This is a genomic window from Massilia phyllostachyos (assembly GCF_021044825.1).
Taxonomy (GTDB): domain Bacteria; phylum Pseudomonadota; class Gammaproteobacteria; order Burkholderiales; family Burkholderiaceae_D; genus Telluria; species Telluria phyllostachyos.
This window is the reverse complement of the sequence record NZ_JAJNOC010000006.1, coordinates 83561-102584: the sequence shown is the minus strand read 5'-3', so window position 1 is coordinate 102584 and position 19024 is coordinate 83561. Positions and strand designations below refer to the sequence as shown.

The window sequence follows — 19024 nt, the reverse complement described above, 5'->3', positions numbered from 1 at the left end:
AGATATGGGCAGTGAAGTGTAAGGACGTCGCGGGCCGCGCTTGTCGGGACTTGTTCACGCATCGGTCATGGAATTGCCCCGGTCTGTCGTGATGTCGTTACATGGACATCTGCATGTCTCAGGAAAAAGTTGCCATTTTGTTGTCACGGAATGGACATCTTCGTTTGTTTTAATGCATCGGCCGCACAGACCGCCGGGATGACCGGCCCCACCCCATACTGGAGATGCACGATGACTGACAAGGACATGTCGCCTGGCCGACGCAATCTGCTCAAGGGCCTCGCCGGCTCGACCGCGCTGCCCTTCGTGGGCGCTTTCGCCGCGCTGCAGGCGCAGCAGGCCGGCGCCGCCAACGGCGCCACCACGCTGGTCGACAGCCCCTACGGCCCGATCGCCCCGGCCAACGACATCACGACCGGCCTGCCGCTGCTGCAGCTGCCGGCCGGCTTTACCTACAAGAGCTTCGGCTGGCGCGGCGACCTCATGACGGACGGCCACGCCTGTCCGGGCGGCCACGACGGCATGGGCGTGGTCCTGTCGCGCAAGGTCGGCCGCAGCACCGAGCTGGTGCTGGTGCGTAACCACGAGATCGGCGGCGTCGCGCCCGCCAACGTGCTGAACGCGAGCGGCGTCTATGATGGCGGCGCGACCAGTACCGGCTCCTCGAACCGCTTCGGCGGCGGCACCACCAACCTGCTGTTCCGCGACGGGAACTGGGTCGGCATGACCCCGAGCCTGGGCGGCACCCAGACCAACTGCGCCGGCGGCATCACGCCCTGGGGCACCTGGCTCAGCTGCGAGGAAGTCGGCTCGGACAGCGTCAGCGCCGGCGGCAAGAAGCACGGCTATGTGTTCGAGGTGCACCCGGACCCGCGCCTCACCACCGGCCAGCCGATCGTCGGCATGGGCCGCTTCGCGCACGAGGCCGCGGCGGTCGACCCGGTCACCGGCATCGTCTACCAGACCGAGGATTCCTCGGGCAAGTCGGGCTTCTACCGCTACGTGCCGGACATCCGCAGCGGCGCGCCGGGCAGCCTGGCGCGCGGCGGCGTGCTGCAGATGGCCAAGGTCAAGGGCGTCAACAACGTCAACCTGGCCAACGTCCCGGTCGACATGAAGTTCGAACTCGAATGGGTGACCATCGCGCGGCCGGACGCCAACCGCGGCGACGCCACGGGGCCCGGCGGCATCCGCATCACCGGCGCCGCCGGCCCCTTCGTGCAGGGCTGGGAGCAGGGCGCGGCGCGCATGAACCGCGGCGAAGGCATCTGGTACGCCGAGGGCAAGATGTACGTGATGGACACCTCGGGCGGCGCGGTGCAGCGCGGCAGCATCTGGGAGCTCGACCTGGTGAGCCAGGTATTGAAGTGCATTTACTCGAGCCCGAGCGTCCTGGTCGGGAATATGGGCGACAACCTGACGGTCAGCCCGCGCAACGCGATCCTGATCTGCGAAGACGCGTCCAGCGCCGCCACCGACCATTTCGGCTTCGGCCAGCGCCTGATGGGCATCACGAGCCTGGGCGACGCCTACATCTTCGCCAAGAACAACGTCAACCTGACGAGCGGCCAATTGTCCGCCGCCGGCAAATCGACCGCGCTCGCCGGCGATGGCCGCGGCAACGAATTCGCCGGCGCCTGCTTCGACCCGACCGGCCGCTACCTGTTCGTCAACATCCAGACCCCGGGCATCACCTTCGCCATCACCGGTCCGTGGGCCAAGGGCCCGCTTTGATCATCATCGGAGAACACCATGAAACTGACTAAACTGTTTGCCTTCGCTGGCGCCCTGACGCTGTCCTGCGCCGCCAATGCCGCCCTGCTGAGCGGCAGCACCGGCTCGAATGCCGTCACCAACTGGAGCAGCGCCGGCGCGGTCGCGTTCGACCTCGACCTGGCGAACTTCAGCGCCACCCGCATCACCTTCACGCTGGAAGAGGACGACCTGCTCGGGCCCCTCAGCTTCGACGCCCTGGTGCGCAACTATGCCGGCGCCGCGCTGAGCCGGTTTACCTTCAGCCTGCAGGGCATCCGCTTCGCCGCGCCCGCCGGCACCGTGACTCCCTCGTTCGGCAGCGTCGGCTCGATCGACAGCGGCGCCGGCGCCGTCGGCATCAGCTTCGCCAGCCCCGAATATGCCGAGTTCCAGTTCGGCGACGTGTTCGGCGACGCGGGCGCCGCCGACTGGCTGCTCGACACCAGCGGCCTGCGCGCCGGCGACACCTTCACCATCAGCGCCACCGTGCCGGAGCCCTCGTCGGCCGCGCTGGTGCTGCCGATGCTGTGCATGGCCGGCCTGATGGCCGCGCGCCGCCGCAAGAAGGACTGAGGTGGCGGAAGGCTTGCCGGTACAATCGGCGTTCTACCGACAAGCCTTCCACACACATGCACATCTGGGTCGATGCCGACGCCTGTCCCGGCGTAATCAAGGACATCCTGTTCCGCGTGGCCGAGCGCCTGCAGATCGAGGTCACGCTGGTGGCGAACCAGTTGATGCGCGTGCCCGGCTCGCGCTTCATCCGCGCATTGCAGGTGCCGTCCGGTCCGGACGTGGCCGATGCCGAGATCGTGGCGCGCGTGCACGCGGGCGACATCGTGGTGACGGGCGATATTCCGCTGGCCGCGCAGGTGCTGGACAAGGGCGGCCTGCCGCTCAATCCGCGCGGCGAGTGGTATACCAAGGATACGATCGCCCAGCAGCTGAGCATGCGCGCCTTCATGGAAGAGCTGCGCAGCGGCGGCGTGGAGACCGGCGGGCCGGCGGCGTTCAGCCAGGCCGACAGCCGGAATTTCGCGAATGCGCTCGATCGCCAGCTCGTGAAGTCACGCCGTTGACGTTCGCATGCCGCGCATTCACGCGGCGGCCTCCAGCGTCACCATCTCGATCCCCGGCAGCTTGCAATCGCTCACCGCCTGCGCCACCGCGTCGATCGCCGCGCGCCGGGTGAAGCTCTTGCGCCACAGGATCACCACGCGCCGCGACGGCGCCGGATCGGAGAAGGGCACGTAGGTCAGCAAGCCGTTCGGGTCCTTCATGTCCGCCACCGAGGCGCGCGGCAGCACGGTCAGGCCGATGCCGCTCGCGACCATGTGGCGGATGGTCTCCAGCGACGAGCCTTCGAAGGTGCGCTGCATGCCGTTGCCGGGCGACGAATAACGCGCCATCTCCGGGCACACTTCGAGCACCTGGTCGCGGAAGCAGTGGCCGGCGCCCAGCAGCAGCATGGTTTCGAGTTTCAGGTCGTCGGCCGGGATTTCCTTGCGCCTGGCCCAGGGGTGCGAGCGCGGCATCGCGACCACGAACGGCTCGTCGTACAGGGTCTGCATCGACATGCCGTGGTCCGGCAGGGGCAGGGCCACGATGGCGGCGTCGAGTTCGCCCTGGCGCAGCAGCTCCAGCAGCTTATGGGTGTAGTTCTCCTGCAGCACCAGCGGCATCTGCGGCACGTTGTCGATCAGGTTCTTCACCAGGGGCGGCAGCAGGTAGGGCCCGATGGTGTAGATCACGCCCAGGCGCAGCGGCCCGGCCAGCGGGTCCTTGTTCTGCTTGGCCAGCTCCTTGATGGCGGCGGTCTGCTCCAGCACGCGCTCGGCCTGGGCCACGATCTGGGCGCCCAGCGGCGTCACCGAGACTTCGGAGCCGCCGCGCTCGAACAGGGTCACGCCGAGCTCGTCCTCGAGCTTCTTGATCGCGACGGACAGGGTGGGTTGGGCTACGAAGCAGGCTTCGGCGGCGTGGCCGAAGTGTTTGGCGCGCGCGACGGCGACGATGTATTTCAGCTCGGTCAGTGTCATAGTTATTTTGCCTGGTTCAGCGCCGATGTATTGACGCAATCCTGACACAATGTTGGCTTTTAGTCAGCCATGATTCCATATTCTATCGAAATCGACCGCGTCGCACTTCATCGACGTCTATATAATTGCCGGGCAGGAAGTTAGCCTGTGTTCTCGCGAGGTAAACCATGTCGTCGACCTTCGGCCCGGCGGAAGCCCAGGCCTATATCCACAAGCTGCTGACGGTGATGCACCACCAGGGCGGCTCCGACCTCTTCATCTCGAGCGACTTCCCGCCCAGCATGAAGTACCAGGGCGCGATGAAGCCGCTGAGCCAGCAGCGCCTGTCCGGCGACGTCACCCGCGCGCTCGCGCTTTCCTTGATGAACGAGCGCCAGCGGCTCGAATTCGAGACCGAGATGGAATGCAATTTCGCGATCTCGCTGCCCGGCGTGTGCCGCTTCCGCGTGAATGTCTTCGTGCAGCAGCAGAGCGTCGGCATGGTGGTGCGCACCATCGCGTCCGAGATCCCGAACTTCGAAAAGCTCGACTTGCCCGAGGTGCTGAAGGACGTCGTGATGACCAAGCGCGGCCTGGTGCTGGTGGTCGGCGGCACCGGTTCCGGCAAGTCCACCACGCTGGCGGCCATGATCGACTATCGCAACAGCAACTCGGCCGGCCACATCATCACGGTGGAAGACCCGGTCGAGTACGTCCACAAGAACAAGAACTGCCTGGTGACGCACCGCGAGGTCGGCGTCGATACCCACTCGTGGCACAACGCCCTCAAGAACACGCTGCGCCAGGCGCCGGACGTGATCCTGATCGGCGAGATCCGCGACACCGAGACCATGGAGCACGCGATCGCCTTCGCCGAGACCGGCCACCTGTGCCTTGGCACGCTGCATGCGAACAATGCCAATCAGACGCTGGATCGCATCATCAACTTCTTCCCCGAAGAGCGCCGCAACCAGCTGCTGATGGACCTGTCGTCGAACCTGCGCGCGGTGGTGTCGCAGCGCCTGATCCGCACCGAGGATGGGAAAGGCCGCAAGGCGGCCATCGAAATCCTCTTGAACACGCCGACCATCAGCGAGATGATCCTGAAGGGGAACTTCCAGAACATCAAGGAGATCATGCACAAGTCGCGGGAGCTGGGCATGTGCACCTTCGACCAGGCCTTGTACGAGCTGTATAACAAGGGCTACATCGGCTACGACGAAGCCATCCGCAATGCCGACTCGGCCAACGGCCTGCGCCTGCAGATCAAGCTGTCGGGCGAGCGCAAGGGGCCGGGCGAGGGCGGCGGCGCCTCGACCGCGCTGTCCATGGCGATCGAGGAAGAACCGAAAGACGACGCAGCACCAACCTGAACTTCTATTTATGCCAGCATTCGAAACCAAGATCTGCACGCGCGCCGAACTGGCGCAGCGTATCGCCGCATTGCCGAAACCGGTGGTGCTGACCAACGGCGTGTTCGACATCCTGCACCGCGGGCACGTGACCTATCTCGCCCAGGCGCGCGAGCTGGGCGGCTCGCTGGTCGTGGCCGCGAACACCGACGCCTCGGTCAAGCGCCTGGGCAAGGGCGACGACCGCCCGCACAACACCCTGGCCGACCGCATGGCGGTGCTGGCGGCGCTGGAATCGGTCAGCCTGGTGGTGGAGTTCGACGAGCCCACCGCGCTGGAAGTGGTGCTGGAGGCGAAGCCGGAAATCTATGCCAAGGGTGGCGACTACGACATGACCGCCATTCCTGAAGGCCAGGCGGTGCTGGCCTACGGCGGCCGCGCGGTGGCGATCGATTTCGAGCATGACCGCTCGACGACCAAACTCGTCGCCAAGATCCGCGGCTGACCGTAGGGTGGGCAATCCTACGCCCACGCGTCCAAGGATATAACGCGTCGCCACAGGGCATCCGTGAGTTGAATGCGTGGGCGGGGACCGCCCACCCTACGACTGCATTTCGGCGCGCACTTGCTGAAGCAGGATCCCCAGCCGATTCAGCCCGCTGCCGTCCTGGCCAGCGCCCCAGAAGTAGTCGACCGGCGAAGCTTCGACCAGAAGCCGGTCGCCGGTCGACAGCAGCAGTTCGCGCGCAGGGCCCTTGGCGAACTTGATGCGCAGGGCGTGGAGCATCACGCTTTCGCGCACTTCGTCCCAGTCGTCCCGGATCGGATGGAGGCGGCTGCGGCCCAGTTCACGCGCATCCTTGGGCGTTGCGGCGCGGCGGATGCGCTCGCGGTGCGCGCCGTCGGAAAATTTCTGGGCCTGGAAGTAGTGCTCCACGGTCGGCCAGTACACGCCGCCGTCTTCCACCCCCGGCGGGCAGAAGTTCGATAGCTCGAACCATGGCATCGACCGCGTATAGAAATACACGGGTTCGAGAGACGGATCGTCCACCGCCGGTTCAGGCCCGCAGCAGCGGATCGAGCGGCTTGCCCGGCTTCGTGCTCGGGAACAGGACGCGCGCCATCTTGCCCGGATCGGCCTTGAACGCTTCCGCGCACACCTGGGCGATCAGCGTGTCCAGCCCCAGCGTCGGACGCAGGTCGCGGCCTTCGTACAGGTCGGCAGGGGCGAGGCCCGGCCAGTCCGCCACCACCCGTCCGCCCTTGACCGCGCCACCGAGCAGCATGGCCGCCGCGCCGGTGCCGTGGTCGGTGCCGCCGGTGCCGTTGGCGGCGGCGGTGCGACCGAATTCGGTGGCGACCAGGATCACGGTCTGGTCCCAGACCGGCCCCAGGCCCTGGCGCAAGCCCGCGACCAGATTGTCGAGGTTGCGCAACTGACCCGCCAGGCGCCCGTTCTGGCCGCTGTGCGTGTCCCAGCCATTGGTCTCGATCATTGCGATGCGCGGGCCGTCGGCGCGGGCCAGGAAGCTGGCGGCCATGCGGCCGGTTTCCTGCGGATTCTGGCGCGCCTGGGCGGCGGCCTCGCCGGCCATGGAGCGGGCGTCCTGGGCCGCGGACCACAGCGCGTGCAGCTGCGCGTCCTGGCCGTAGAGCTGCTCGATGCGCAGCATCAGGTCCTCGTTCGCGTGCGGCAGGTTCGACGGCGCGTAGGAGCTCACTTCGAGCTTGCCGCGCATCGCCATCGGCACCGTGGGCGAGAAGGCGATGCCTTCGCGGCCCTTGCGCGACAAGGAAGCCAGCAGGCGGTTCATCCAGCCATCTTTCAGCGCATACGGCGCCGTGCCGCCGGTCTCCAGCACGTTCTGGCCGTCAAAGTGCGAGCGTTCGCGGTAGGGCGAGGCGACCGCGTGGAAGAAGGTGGCCTGGCCGGCGTCGTACAGGGTCTTCATCTCCGCCAGCGAGGAATGCAGGGCGAAGGTGCCATCGAGCTTGGCCGCCGCATCGAGCCCGATCGCGAGCTCGCCGCGCAGGGAGGCGTAGGCCGGGTCGGCGTAGGGGATCACCGTGTTCAGGCCATCTGCCGCGCCGCGCTGGAGGATGAAGACGAAGCGGCGGCTGGTCGGCGCCTGGGCAAAGGTGATGCGCGGGGCGGCCAGCAGGGCGGCGGCGCCCAGCAGGAAGTGGCGTCGGTTCGTCATCGTCTTACCTCCTCAGGAATTCGGGGCAGGCCAGCAGCAGCGCCAGCGCGGTGGCGGGGCTTTCGGCATTGGCGATCGCGCGTTTCGTCATGTCGCCCAGCGCGCCGGGCAGGACTTGCGGCGCCAGCTGGCGCGCGTCGCGGTTGCCGCCCGCCTGGGCGGCCAGGCGCTGCGCGGTTTCGACGCGCCGCACCAGCGCATCGGGCGCGGCCCAGGCGCCGGCGGTATCGCCGTAGCCGGCGGGCGAGCCCGGCTTCCACACCGGCTGGCCGAGCTGGTTCATCAGGTTGTTGGCCTGGTTGCCCGGCATCTCGCGCCGCCCGAAGGCGCGCATGCTGGAGATCGACCAGTCCCACGGCGACTTGAACTTGCCGCCGCCATCAAGCCAGGCTTCGGGCGACAGCACCAGGGTGCGGTAGACGGAGGGCAGCTCGCCGCCGCTCTTTTGAAAACTGTCGGCCAGGCGCGCGACCAGCGCCGGCGGCGGATCGTCGGCGACGAAGTGGCGCGCCAGTTTCATGGCGATGTGCTGGGCGGTGGCCGGCGCCGCGGCGACGTCGCGCAGGATCGCGCGCGCCTGCTCCTCGCCGCCCTCGGCATAGCTGCGGCCCAGGACCACGCGCTTGCCCGGCTCGTGGGTGCCGGGACGGAAGCGGAACGGGTTGCCCGGCTCCATGCCGTCCGCCGCGCCTTCGCCGGCCACGGTCCAGCCGGTGAGGGCGCGCGCGAATTCGGTGACGTCTTCCTGCGTGTAGCCGCTGCGCACGCCCAGCGTGTGCAGCTCGAGGATCTCGCGCGCCAGGTTTTCGTTCAGGCCCTGCGGCTTGGCGCGGCGCTTGGCGGAGCGCTGTCCGACCTGGCTGGCGGGGCCGACGGAATTGGTCTGGTCGAGGTAGTAAAGCATGGCCGGATGGCGCACCACGGCCAGGAGCATGTCCTCGAAGCGGCCGGTCACGTGCGGCCGGATCGCGTCGGTCTCGAACGCGCCGGCCATCAGCAGCACCTGCTGCTTCTCGGCCGAGATCGCGAAGTGGTTGGCCCAGAAGTGCGCCATCCGCTCCATGAAGGGCGTGCCGCTTTGCAGGGCGCTGGCGGCGCGCGCGCCGACCGCGGCCTGGTAGGTCTCGCGGGCCTGGCGTCCGAAGGCGTCGCGCATGGCCTGGCGCTCCGCCTCGGGCGCGGCGCGCAGGGTGCGCTGCTGCACCGCCCATTCGTGCTGCAGGACGTCGGTGCGCGGCAGTTTCTGCCACGGCGGGGGCAGGGCGTCGTAGGCCTCCAGCTGGGACAGCAGCCAGCGCTGCGGGTCGCCCGGCGGCGTGTCGTCCGGCCTTGCGCCGAGCCCGAAGCGGTTGAGGGCGATGGATTCTTTACTCATGGGCACTCTCTTTGTATGGCCATAGTGTATTCCTTTAGCCGGCCTCAAAAGTTCCAATTATTTTTCAAGATGTAAGTTCAGGATAGACGCCTGACGAGCTGGACGCAATGTTGCGACATTATCACGCATGCCTGCTGGACGGCCGGCGCCGGCTCCTCAGCCGGTTGCCGCTTCCTCGCGCGGGGCGCGTGCGATCCGCAATTCCGAGTCCGCCAGGCGCACGGTCTGGGTCGGATAGGCGAAGCCGATGCCTTCCTGCTCGAAGCGCTCGAACAGGGCGATGTTGATGGCCTGCTGGATGTCCATGTAGACGCCGAAGTCCGGCGTCTGCACGATGTACACCACCTCGAAGTCGAGCGAAGACGCGCCGTAGGACTTGAAGTGGGCGCGGTCGAACTTCGCCTGCGGCTGCGCCTCCACCGCTTCGCGCAGGATGCCCGGGATCGCCAGCAGCTGCTGCTTGCTGATCTCGTAGACCACGCCGATGCCGAACACGATGCGGCGGGTCTGCATGCGCTTGTAGTTGCGGATGCGGCTCTGCAGCAGGTCGCTGTTGGAGAACACGATCTGCTCGCCGCCGAGGCCGCGGATGCGGGTGGTCTTCAGGCCGACGTATTCGACGGTGCCGGAGAAATCGTCGACGGTGATGAAGTCGCCCACCACGAAGGGCTTGTCGAGCACGATCGACAGCGAGGAAAACAGGTCGCCCAGGATGTTCTGCATGGCGAGGGCGACGGCGATACCGCCGATCCCGAGGCTGGCCACCAGGGTGGTGATGTTGACGCCGAAGTTATCCAGGATCATCAGGGCGATGATGGCCCACAGCAGCACCCGCGCCACGAAGCCCAGCGCCGCGGTGGAGGTGGTGCTGGCCGCGTCCTGGCCGCCGCGGCGGACGCGGTAGTAGTGCAGCCAGCCGTGCACCGCGACGTCGCCCCAGCGCGCCATCTGCAGCAGCAGGGCGGCGATCGCCAGGTTGGACAGCATGGCCTCGTTCTTCGCCGGCATCGTCAGCCAGTGCGAACCGGCATACAGGCCCAGCGCCAGCATGAACAGCGGATGGGTGGCCGCCAGCACCTTGGCGGCGAGGTCGTCCAGCCAGGTCGTGGTGTGCGCGGCGAAGGCCGCGATGCGCGTCACCAGCAGCTTCCTGGCCGCATACAGCAGCAGGAAGGCGGCGAGCGCGATGCCGGCGGCAATCGACCAGGCGAGCAGATCGTTATTCCAGAGCGTGTAATTCATCGGTTTCCTTTCTGTCGGGGCGTTCGGCCCAGGCTGCCACAGCCGGCAGTGGGCATGCCGCGCGCCAGCCGGCGGGGCGTGGCGCGAAGTGAAGGTGAGTGCGTGAAGGCGGCGGCTGCCAGGGAAGGGGGGCGGGGAAAGGTGCCGGAAATGTCGCGGCAACGCCACGCTACGTCAAGAAAACAGTGTAGCGGAAATAACATATTCATACAAATTCACATGCATTTTTGGAAATTTGATGAGTGAAGGGATTTTTCTGCCGTTCAGCGCTGGTATCATGCCGGCTGCCCGCGGCCCCGGCCGTCCCGCCCCTTCGCTTCCCGCGAGTACGACATGAGTGAATCCGACAAGACCTTCGCGCCCCAGACCGAGGCGCCCATGACCATTGCACAGCGTTTCAGCCTGCTGCACGACAAGGCCGACGACGACGTCATCGACGCCAGCCTTCGCTCCGGCGTCGAGCTGCGCGGGGCCACGCCCTGGATCCTGATGTTCGCGATCCTGGTGGCCTCGATCGGCCTGAACATCAACTCGCCGGCCGTGATCATCGGCGCCATGCTGATTTCGCCGCTGATGGGGCCGATCACCGGCATCGGCTACGGCATCGGCATCTACGACTTTCCCCTGATCCGGCGCTCGCTGCTGAACCTCGGCATCGCGGCCGCCATCAGTCTCGCGACCTCGACCCTGTACTTCCTGGTCACGCCGCTCGACGAAGCCCAGTCCGAACTGCTGGCGCGCACCACGCCGACCCTGTGGGACGTGCTGATCGCGCTGACCGGCGGCCTGGCCGGCGTCATCGGCATGACCCGGCGCGAGAAATCGAACGTGATCCCCGGCGTGGCGATCGCCACCGCCCTGATGCCGCCGCTGTGCACGGCCGGCTACGGCCTGGCCAACGGCCAGTGGGCGGTGTTCGGCGGCGCCTTCTACCTGTTCTCGATCAACTGCGTCTTCATCGCGGTGTCGACCGTGATCGTCATCGAATTCCTGCGCCTGCCGCACCGCAAGTTCGTCGACAGCGTGGTCGAGCGGCGCGTCAAGCGCACCCTGTGGACGGTGGTGCTGCTGACCGCGCTGCCCAGCATCTACCTGGCGATCCAGCTGGTGGACAACGAGGTGTTCGGCCACCGGGCGCGCCAGTTCGTGCGCGCCGAGTTCGGCGACGCGAACATCCACGTGGTCGACGTCCAGCTCGACCCCCTGCTGCGCCAGGTCGAACTGACCCTGATCGGGCCGCGCATGCCGCAGGCGGCGATCGGGGCGATCGAGAAGCGCCTGTCCGGGGCCGGCCTGGCCGGCGCGCGCCTGGTGGTGCACCAGGCCGAGGACAGCCGGGTCGACGTCGGCGTGCTCAAGGCCGACATCCTGGCCGACATCTACCGCGACACCCAGCAGGGCCTGCGCGACCGCGACGCCACCATCGCCCAGCTGCGCGAGGAGCTGGCCAAGCGCGACGCCCGCCGCGACGCCTGGCGCGAGACCGCCTTCGACATCCGCAACGAATTCGTGGCCCAGTATCCGGCCTGCGCCGAGGTGCTGATGGGCGTGGCCCTGGTGGCCGCGGAAGAGGGCAAGACGGCGGCCGAGGCGCCGCTCCTGACCGCCACCTGCAAGCGCGCGCTGGCGCCGGCCGATGCGCAGCGCGCGCGCACCTGGCTCACGACGCGCACCAAGTCGGCCAGCGCCCAGCTGGTCCTGATCCCGGCGCCGCGCCGGCGCTGACACGCCGGACCGCTACTTGCGCTTGCGCCCGCCGCCGGCGAAGGCTTCGATCTTCCTGGTCGGGCCGGACACGATCAGGAGGTCGGCCGGCAGGATGCGGGTCTCGGGCAGGGCGTGCTGGAAGTCCTCGTTGGCGCGCTTGACCCCGACCACCGTCACCCCGTGGCGCGAGCGCACGTGCGCTTCCGCCAGGGTCTTGTGATGGGTCTCGGCCGGCGCGTTGATCTTGGCGATCGCGAAGCCGTCCTCGAACTCGATGAAGTCCATCATGCGCCCGGTGATCAGGTGGGCCACGCGCGCGCCCATGTCGGCTTCCGGATACACCACGTGGTGGGCGCCGATGCGCTGGGCGATCTGGCCGTGTTCCGGGGTCTTGGCCTTGACCCAGATGTCCTTGATTCCGAGCTCGGTCAGCACCATCAGGGTCATCAGGCTGGCCGACAGGTCGGAGCCGATCGCCACGATGGCGTGCGAGAAATCGGCCACGCCCAGCTGCAGCATGACGTTCTCGTTGGTGGAGTCGGCCTGCACCGCGTGGGTCAGGCGGTCGCCCCAGAACTGCACCAGGTCTTCCTGCTGGTCGATGCCCATGACGTCGTGGCCGAGGCGGATCAGGGACTGGGCCACCGAACCGCCGAAACGTCCCAGGCCGATCACGACCACGCTGTCGCTCGCGGAAAACGCGAACTGCTCTGTAAAGATCCTACCCAACAATTGGATGTTCCTCCGGATAACGGTAAGGCATGCGCCGCTCGCCCAGCACGAGCGAGGTGGCGAGGGTGATGGTGCCGACCCTGCCCATGAACATCAGGAGGGCCAGCAGCAGCTGGCCGGCCACCGGCAGGTCGGGCGTGATGCCGGTCGACAGGCCGGCGCTGCCGAAGGCGGCGATGACCTCGAAGATGATCTCATTGGTCGGCAGGTGGGTCAGGCGCAGCATGATCACGGTGGCCACCGCGACCACCAGGCTGCCCAGCACCAGCACCGTGACGGCCTGGCGCTGCGCCGGCGCGCCGACCCGGCGCCCGAAGGCCTCGGTGTCGGCGTGGCCTTTCGCTTCGGCGATGACCAGCAGCGCCAGCACCGCGATGGTGCCGACCTTGACCCCACCCGCGGTGCCGGCGCTGCCGCCGCCGACGAACATCAGGAAGTAGTGCACCGCCCAGGTCTCGTGGGTCAGCGCCCCGATGTCGACGGTGTTGAAGCCGGCGGTGCGCGCGGCCACCGACATGAACATGCTGTTCAGGAGCTTGTCCGCCAGCGAGAACGGGCCCAGGGTGAGCGCATTGTCCCACTCGAACAGCAGCACGGCGAGGAAGCCGCCGGCCAGCAGGATCGCGCTGCCGCTCAGGGTCAGCTTGGTGTGCAGCGACCAGTGGCGCGGATCGCGCAAGCGGTGGCGCAGGTCGTGCAGCACCGGAAAGCCGATGCCGCCGATGACGATGGCCAGCATCATGGGCAGCAGGATCCAGGCGTCGCCGGCATAACGCACCAGCCCGTCCGCATGGATCGAGAAGCCCGCATTGGTGAAGGCGGACACGCCGTGGAACAGGCCGCTCCAGGCGGCGTCCGCCCACGGCTGGCCGTGGCCGAAGTGCAGCCGCAGCGTCAGCGCCACGGCCAGCGTCAGCTGGCAGGCGGCGGTGACGGCGATCACGACGCGCGCGACGTTGGCGACGTCGCCCAGGCCGAGGCTGCGGCTTTCGGCATGGGTAAACATGCGGCTGCGCAGCCGCGGCGAGCGGTTCACCATCAGGCCGAGCAGGGTGGCCGCCGTCATCAGGCCGATGCCGCCGAGCTGGAACAGCACCAGCAGCGCGACCTGGCCGAACGGCGACCAGTAGGCGCCCGTGTCGACGATCGCCATCCCGGTCACGCACACCGCCGATACCGCGGTGAACAGCGCGACGTTCCAGGGCGCGCCCACGCCTTCGCTGCGCGCCGCCGGCAGCATCAGCAGCAGCGTGCCGGCCACGATCGCGAACAGGAAGGCGAGGGCGACCGCGCGGGCGGGATGGATGACAGTTTTCATGCGCGAGTGTTGACAGTTCCGGATCGATGGCGTCGGGATCGGCCGCGAGCGCGGCGCCCGGGGCTTTCAGCCAGGTGAACCCTAGCACATCCGCGCACCGCCATGCCGCGAGAATCGCCGTCCTGGCGGCGCGCTTGCGCCGCGCATCAGCCGGACTTTCATGCGGCATGGGTGATAATAGACATTATAGTCTAGTTACCCTTGACGGCTACAGGCGGGAGATGCAGTATGGCGACTGGATATAGACATCTTTGTCTATTTCCGGTCCCGAGGAGAAGACGAGATGCAGCACCGCTTCACGATCGCCATCGCCACCCTCGCCGGCGCCGCGTCCGGCCCGGCCCAGGCCTGGCAGCAGACGCCGGCCGCGCCGGCGCCCGCCACCGTCGAGTTCAAGGCCGACGCCGATACCCTGCGTGGGGAAGAACGCCGGGGAGCTCAAGCTGGCCTACGGCGCCGGCGGCGGTGCGCGCACGCCGGCCCTCACGCTGGGCCATTCGGGCAAGAACGGCAAGGCCAGCCACACCGTCGGCGCCACGCTGACCCGGTCCGATCCGACCACCTGGGCGCGCGACCGCGAGCGCGCGCTGGGGCCGGACGGCGCGCTGCGCGAACTGCGCGAAACCAGTTCGGCGTACGAGCGCAGGTTCACCGCCGTGAATGCCAACGCACGCCTGTCCTGGGCCTTCTCCGAGGGCGATAGCCTCAGCTGGCAGAGCTTCTTCAATGACGGCCGCTCGCGCGGCACGGAAGCGAACCGCACCGAGACCTTCGCCGGCCCCGCCTATCCCTACCCGGAGATGCCGGCCCACTTCGCCATCGACAACCGCAGCCTGCGCACCGAGCTGGCGCTGGCCCGGCGGCTGCAGGGAGGCGCAAGGCTCGACGCCAAGCTGGGCGTCAATGCGGCGCGCAGCGAGCGCTTCATCGCACGAGAGGGTTTCCGCGCAGGGCAACTGGTGCTCGACAGCCGCGACGACAGCAGCATCCGCGAGCGGGGCGTCACCAGCACCGGCAAATACCTGGTACCCCTGATCGAAGACCACGCCTTCGCCTTCGGCTGGGACGCCGGCTGCGGGCGCTATCGACAGCGCGACGTGCGGGGCGACTGTGCCCTGGCCGGCGCCGCGGCCGTCGAATTCGACAACGGCTTCGCCGCCACGCTCGACCGCCTCGCCGTATATGCGCAGGACGAGTGGGACGTGCGACCCGGCTGGTCGATCTACCTGGGGGCGCGCTGGGAAGGCGTGCGGATGCACACCACGGGCGACGGTTTCGCGCCGGCCCGCTCGCGCTACCACGTGTTCAGTCCATTGGCGCAGACGGTATGGAAGATCCCCGGCGCCAAGGGCGACCAGCTGCGCCTTGCGCTCACCCGCACCTACCGCGCACCGCCGCCGTCGAACCTGGTGCCGACCCTGTTCCACCAGACCTTCAACACCGAGGTCTCGCCCGACTTCGTCGGCAACCCGGCCTTGAGGCCGGAACTCGCCACCGGCGTCGATGCGGCATGGGAGCATTACTTCGCCACCGGCGGCCTGGTCTCGGTGGGCGCCAGCAGCCGCGCGATCCGCGACTTCATCCGCAGCACCGTCACCTACGACGGCGCGCGCTGGATCTCGGCGCCGATCAACCAGGGCGATGCGCAGGTGCGCAGCCTGTCGGTGGAAGCCAAGCTGCCGTTGAAAACCCTGGGAGTCGACTGGCCGTTGGAAATGCGCGCCAACGCCAGCCGCAACTGGTCGAGCGTGGACGCCGTGCCCGGCCCCGGCAACCGGCTCGACCGCCAGCCGCGCTGGAGCGCCAACCTGGGCGCCGACTACAGCGGCCGCACCATTGCGGGCGGCGCCAGCTTCAGTTTCGCATCCGGCGGCTGGACCCGCAGCTCGGTATTCCAGTCGCGCTATGGCGCGGCGATGCGCGACCTCGAACTGTATGCGCTCTACAAGTTCAGCTCCTTGCGCAGCCTGCGCTTCACGGCCCTGAACCTGCTGGCGCCGGACCGCATCGGCGCCTCGCGCTACGCCGACGCACGTGGATTGCGCGAGAGCGAAACCGTCGGCGCGAGCTATCGGAGCTGGCGCCTGCAATACGAGCAGAAGTTCTCGCCTCGTTGAGAATGTGTACACTTGGGGCCTCTTGAAACGCGACGAGACCCCCGATGCGCATCCTGCTGGCCGAAGACGACACCTCGCTGGGTGAGACCATCCAGGCCTGGCTGCGCCTGGACCAGCACGCGGTCGACTGGGTGCGCCGCGGCGACCTGGCGCAGACAGCCCTCGCCACCCACCACTACGACTGCGTGCTGCTCGACCGTGGCCTGCCGGGCCTGTCGGGCGACGCCTTGCTCGCATCCCTTCGCGCTAGGGGCAATGCGGTGCCGGTCCTCCTGATCACCGCCTTCAATGCATTGGCCGACCGGGTCCAGGGCCTGGACCTGGGAGCCGACGACTACCTCGTGAAACCGTTCGAGCTGGAAGAGATGTCGGCGCGCATCCGGGCCGCGGTACGGCGCGGCGCCAGCCAGGCCAGCAATGTGCTGGCGCACGCCGGCATCGCGCTTGACCTGGAAACGCGCCAGGCCAGCCTGCACGGCGAGCCCGTGGCCCTGACCGCGCGCGAATACCATGTGCTGCTGGCGCTCCTGCAGCGGCGCAGCGCCATCGTCACCCGTGCGCAGATCGAGGAAAGCCTGTACGGCTGGGGCGAGGAGGTCGAGAGCAATGCGATCGAAGTCTACATCCACAACCTGCGCAAGAAGTTCGGCAGCGACAGCATCGTGACGGTGCGCGGGCTCGGTTACAGGCTCAAGGAAGATGGCGCGGGCTGATACCGTCAAACCCTGGTCGCTGCGCCGGCGCCTGCTGGCCGCGATCCTGGCCGCCAGCGCCGTGCTGTGGCTGGCCAGCCTCGGGACGCTGACCACCATCGCCTGGCGCGAAACCGGCGAAGTGTTCGACGATGCGCTCGAAGAGTCGGCCTATATGCTGATGGCGGCCACGACCAGCCTCGATGCGCGCGGCCTGCTGGCGCGCCAGAGTCCCCTGGATGGCGACGAGGTGCGGCGGGTCGACATGCAGTACCAGATCGTCGCCGGCGGACGGGTGGTGCAGCGCACCGCGGATGCGCCGCCGCGGCCCTTCGTGAGCGATTTCGACGACGACCACGGGTTCACGAACCTGATGGTGGACGACGAGCGCTGGCGCGTGTTCGTGGTGCGCGACGAGGCGCGCCGCTTCGAGGTGCAGGTCGGGCAGCGCTTCGACAAACGCTTCGACATCCTGGAAGAACTGGCGGAAGCCCTGTGGCTGCCGGTGCTGGGCTTCCTGCTGCTGCTGGCGCTGGTGGTCTGGTGGCTGACGGGGCGGGTGCTGGCGCCGCTGCGCCGCACGGCCGCCGCGATCGGCGCCAAGACCCCGGACGACCTGGCGCAGGTGGATGCGCAGGGGCAGCCGCGCGAACTGCTGCCGATCGTGGGTGCCTTGAACGACGTGCTGGCGCGCCTGGACGCGGCGCTGCAGGCCGAACGCCGCTTCACGGCCGACGCCGCGCACGAACTGCGCACGCCGCTGGCGGGCCTGCACATGCACGTGCAGCTGCTGCAGCGCCAGCATCCGGAACTGGCCGCATCGTTCCAGAAGCTGCGGACGGATATTGGACGGCTGACGGCGCTGGTCGACAGCCTGCTCACGCTGGCGCGCCTCGATCCGCTGGCGCGTGCGCAGCTGGCCGGGCAGGAGGTGACGTTACGGCCGCTCTTCGATGAGTTGCAGGCCGGGTATGCGCAGGAAGCCGGGCGGCGTGGCATCACCCTGGCGCTGCGCTCCGAGATCGATGCAGTACGGGCAGATCCGCAGATGCTGGGCATCGTGCTGCGCAACCTGATCGGCAATGCGCTGCGCTACTGCCCGGCGGGCAGCCGGGTCGAGGTCGTGGCGGGTCTGCATGGGGGCTGCGCGCGGATCGCCGTGCGCGACGATGGTCCTGGCGTGGACGAGGCCAGCCGGCGGCGGCTGACGGAGCGTTTCTTCCGGGTGCTGGGCCAGGAGGAGGGCGGCAGCGGCCTGGGACTGTCGATCGTACGGCGTATTGCCGAGCTGCATGGTGTGGGGCTGGCCTTCGGGCCGGGGCTGGACGGGCGCGGGCTGGGGGTGACGCTGGATTGGCCATCTTAAGATCGGTTTAATGTCCGCTGGGTGTAATGCTCCCGTTAGCCAATCACACCAAGGAGCCACCATGAAACGCATTCTCCAGATTTCCGCCGTCACCACCCTGCTGGCCGCCTCGGCCTTCGCCGTTGGGCAGACCAGCGGCTATACCGGCCCGTCGACCGGCAAGGCCGCCCCAGCCGCACAGGCCGGCTACACCGGGCCGTCGAGCGTGCCGCTGATGAAGGCGAAAGATCTGCTGGACAAGGGCAAGGACGACCAGGTCGCTCGCCTACAGGGCAAGATCGTCAGCCACAAGGGCGGCGAGGATTACGAATTCGCCGACGCGAGCGGCAAGATTACCGTCGAGATCGACGCCGAGCATTTCCCGGCGGGCGTGACGATCGACCAGAATACCGTGGTCGAGCTGACCGGCGAGTTCGATAAGGAAACGTTCGGGGATTCGACCTTCGAAGTCAAGGGGCTGAAAGTCGTCGGTAAATAATCATGTAGGGTGGGCGCTCCCGCGCCCACGCGTTCAACGACATGATGAATATGCGACGACGCGGTTCATTTGGAATATGAACGCGTGGGCGGAGGACCGCCCACCCTTACGAAAAGCGCTCCGAGCGCTTTGCACGCCAACCCAGCCCGAGCAGGCCGGCCACCAGCATCAGCCAGGTATGCGGCTCCGGCGCCTGCGACATCATGGTCAATTGCGTCTCGCTGGTCCAGTACAGATGCCGCTCGGTCGTCGTGGCCGGATTGAACTCATAGGCATAATGCTGGTCGCCGGTCGTGATCAGGCGGCCGCCGCCGACCCAGCCTTCGGGGTCGATGCCATAGCTGCCGACGCTGAAGTGTAGTCCGCTGTCGGGAGAAAAGGAAAACCCGGTCGCGCCGCAGAAATAATAGGTATTGCTGGTCGGTGCGCAGGCGACATAATCGAGCTCGCCGACCACGAGCGACAGCAGCTCGTCTTTCTCCAGCAGGCCGTCGTTGTCCAGATCATTCCCTTTGAACGATCCGGAAATCACTTCATCAGGCAGGAAGCTGTTCGACACGCTGTCGTAGAAGCCGTTGAAGGAAAATCCCCACGAGATGGGGTCAGCATGGGCAGCGGTGCAGCAAAGCAGCAGGGCGCCGGTGGAAAGCAACTTTTTCATGTGATACCTC

At 67.7% G+C, this 19024-nt stretch carries 18 protein-coding genes; 10 read left to right on the top strand and 8 right to left on the bottom strand.

What is annotated here, in order from left to right:
• Positions 1 to 231: 231 nt before the first annotated feature.
• The 3 genes from LQ564_RS17720 to LQ564_RS17710 are packed head-to-tail and all read left to right on the top strand — an operon-like array spanning position 232 to position 2834.
• Complete coding sequence (locus LQ564_RS17720; RefSeq protein ID WP_231059442.1) at positions 232 to 1734, top strand: PhoX family protein; 1503 nt, start codon at positions 232 to 234, stop codon at positions 1732 to 1734.
• 18 nt (positions 1735 to 1752) lie between these two features.
• Positions 1753 to 2328: a PEP-CTERM sorting domain-containing protein gene (locus LQ564_RS17715; RefSeq protein ID WP_231059441.1), complete on the top strand. Its 576-nt coding sequence runs from the start codon at positions 1753 to 1755 to the stop codon at positions 2326 to 2328.
• A gap of 56 nt (positions 2329 to 2384) precedes the next feature.
• Positions 2385 to 2834 carry a YaiI/YqxD family protein gene (locus LQ564_RS17710; RefSeq protein WP_231059440.1) on the top strand — a complete coding sequence of 150 codons (450 nt, stop codon included), beginning with the start codon at positions 2385 to 2387 and terminating at the stop codon, positions 2832 to 2834.
• Positions 2835 to 2852: 18 nt separating this feature from the next.
• Here the strand turns inward: LQ564_RS17710 and LQ564_RS17705 are convergent, their stop codons facing one another.
• On the bottom strand, positions 2853 to 3794 hold the full coding sequence (locus tag LQ564_RS17705; protein WP_231059439.1) for a hydrogen peroxide-inducible genes activator: 942 nt from the start codon (positions 3792 to 3794) through the stop codon (positions 2853 to 2855).
• A gap of 167 nt (positions 3795 to 3961) precedes the next feature.
• Here LQ564_RS17705 and LQ564_RS17700 point away from each other — a divergent pair, with 167 nt between their 5' ends.
• Positions 3962 to 5146, top strand: a complete 1185-nt coding sequence (locus tag LQ564_RS17700) for a PilT/PilU family type 4a pilus ATPase (protein WP_269143592.1) — start codon at positions 3962 to 3964, stop codon at positions 5144 to 5146.
• A 10-nt stretch (positions 5147 to 5156) separates the two neighbouring features.
• Positions 5157 to 5630, top strand: coding sequence for an adenylyltransferase/cytidyltransferase family protein (locus LQ564_RS17695; protein WP_231059438.1), 474 nt, complete (start codon positions 5157 to 5159; stop codon positions 5628 to 5630).
• Between the two features lie 96 nt (positions 5631 to 5726).
• Here LQ564_RS17695 and ybiA read toward each other — a convergent pair whose 3' ends face one another.
• The 4 genes from ybiA to LQ564_RS17675 form a co-directional block, all read right to left on the bottom strand.
• Positions 5727 to 6176: a riboflavin biosynthesis intermediates N-glycosidase gene (ybiA, locus tag LQ564_RS17690; RefSeq protein ID WP_231059437.1), complete on the bottom strand. Its 450-nt coding sequence runs from the start codon at positions 6174 to 6176 to the stop codon at positions 5727 to 5729.
• Positions 6177 to 6183: 7 nt separating this feature from the next.
• A complete protein-coding gene (locus LQ564_RS17685; RefSeq protein WP_231059436.1) occupies positions 6184 to 7326 on the bottom strand; it encodes a DUF1501 domain-containing protein in 1143 nt (380 codons plus the stop codon).
• Between the two features lie 4 nt (positions 7327 to 7330).
• Complete coding sequence (locus LQ564_RS17680; protein WP_231059435.1) at positions 7331 to 8701, bottom strand: DUF1800 domain-containing protein; 1371 nt, start codon at positions 8699 to 8701, stop codon at positions 7331 to 7333.
• A 156-nt stretch (positions 8702 to 8857) separates the two neighbouring features.
• Positions 8858 to 9943 (bottom strand): mechanosensitive ion channel family protein, encoded by a 1086-nt coding sequence (locus LQ564_RS17675; RefSeq protein WP_231059434.1) that lies wholly within the window; start codon positions 9941 to 9943, stop codon positions 8858 to 8860.
• Between the two features lie 333 nt (positions 9944 to 10276).
• Here LQ564_RS17675 and LQ564_RS17670 point away from each other — a divergent pair, with 333 nt between their 5' ends.
• Complete coding sequence (locus LQ564_RS17670) at positions 10277 to 11668, top strand: DUF389 domain-containing protein (RefSeq protein WP_231059433.1); 1392 nt, start codon at positions 10277 to 10279, stop codon at positions 11666 to 11668.
• A 12-nt stretch (positions 11669 to 11680) separates the two neighbouring features.
• Here the strand turns inward: LQ564_RS17670 and LQ564_RS17665 are convergent, their stop codons facing one another.
• Positions 11681 to 12379, bottom strand: a complete 699-nt coding sequence (locus LQ564_RS17665) for a potassium channel family protein (protein ID WP_231059432.1) — start codon at positions 12377 to 12379, stop codon at positions 11681 to 11683.
• On the bottom strand, positions 12372 to 13700 hold the full coding sequence (locus tag LQ564_RS17660; RefSeq protein WP_231059431.1) for a TrkH family potassium uptake protein: 1329 nt from the start codon (positions 13698 to 13700) through the stop codon (positions 12372 to 12374). Before LQ564_RS17660 ends, LQ564_RS17665 begins: the two co-directional genes overlap by 8 nt.
• A 416-nt stretch (positions 13701 to 14116) precedes the next feature.
• Here LQ564_RS17660 and LQ564_RS17655 point away from each other — a divergent pair, with 416 nt between their 5' ends.
• The 4 genes from LQ564_RS17655 (at position 14117) to LQ564_RS17640 (ending at position 18353) form a co-directional block, all read left to right on the top strand.
• Positions 14117 to 15817: a TonB-dependent receptor plug domain-containing protein gene (locus LQ564_RS17655; protein WP_231059430.1), complete on the top strand. Its 1701-nt coding sequence runs from the start codon at positions 14117 to 14119 to the stop codon at positions 15815 to 15817.
• A 44-nt stretch (positions 15818 to 15861) separates the two neighbouring features.
• Positions 15862 to 16530 (top strand): response regulator, encoded by a 669-nt coding sequence (locus tag LQ564_RS17650; protein ID WP_231059429.1) that lies wholly within the window; start codon positions 15862 to 15864, stop codon positions 16528 to 16530.
• Positions 16517 to 17875 carry a sensor histidine kinase gene (locus LQ564_RS17645; RefSeq protein WP_231059428.1) on the top strand — a complete coding sequence of 453 codons (1359 nt, stop codon included), beginning with the start codon at positions 16517 to 16519 and terminating at the stop codon, positions 17873 to 17875. The genes LQ564_RS17650 and LQ564_RS17645 overlap by 14 nt, the downstream gene beginning before the upstream one ends.
• 61 nt (positions 17876 to 17936) lie before the next feature.
• Entirely contained in the window at positions 17937 to 18353 is a 417-nt protein-coding gene (locus LQ564_RS17640) for a YgiW/YdeI family stress tolerance OB fold protein (protein ID WP_231059427.1), read from the top strand.
• A gap of 106 nt (positions 18354 to 18459) precedes the next feature.
• On the opposite strand, the gene LQ564_RS17635 is transcribed toward LQ564_RS17640, so the two are convergent.
• Positions 18460 to 19014 carry a PEP-CTERM sorting domain-containing protein gene (locus LQ564_RS17635; protein WP_231059426.1) on the bottom strand — a complete coding sequence of 185 codons (555 nt, stop codon included), beginning with the start codon at positions 19012 to 19014 and terminating at the stop codon, positions 18460 to 18462.
• Between the last annotated feature and the right edge of the window lie 10 nt (positions 19015 to 19024).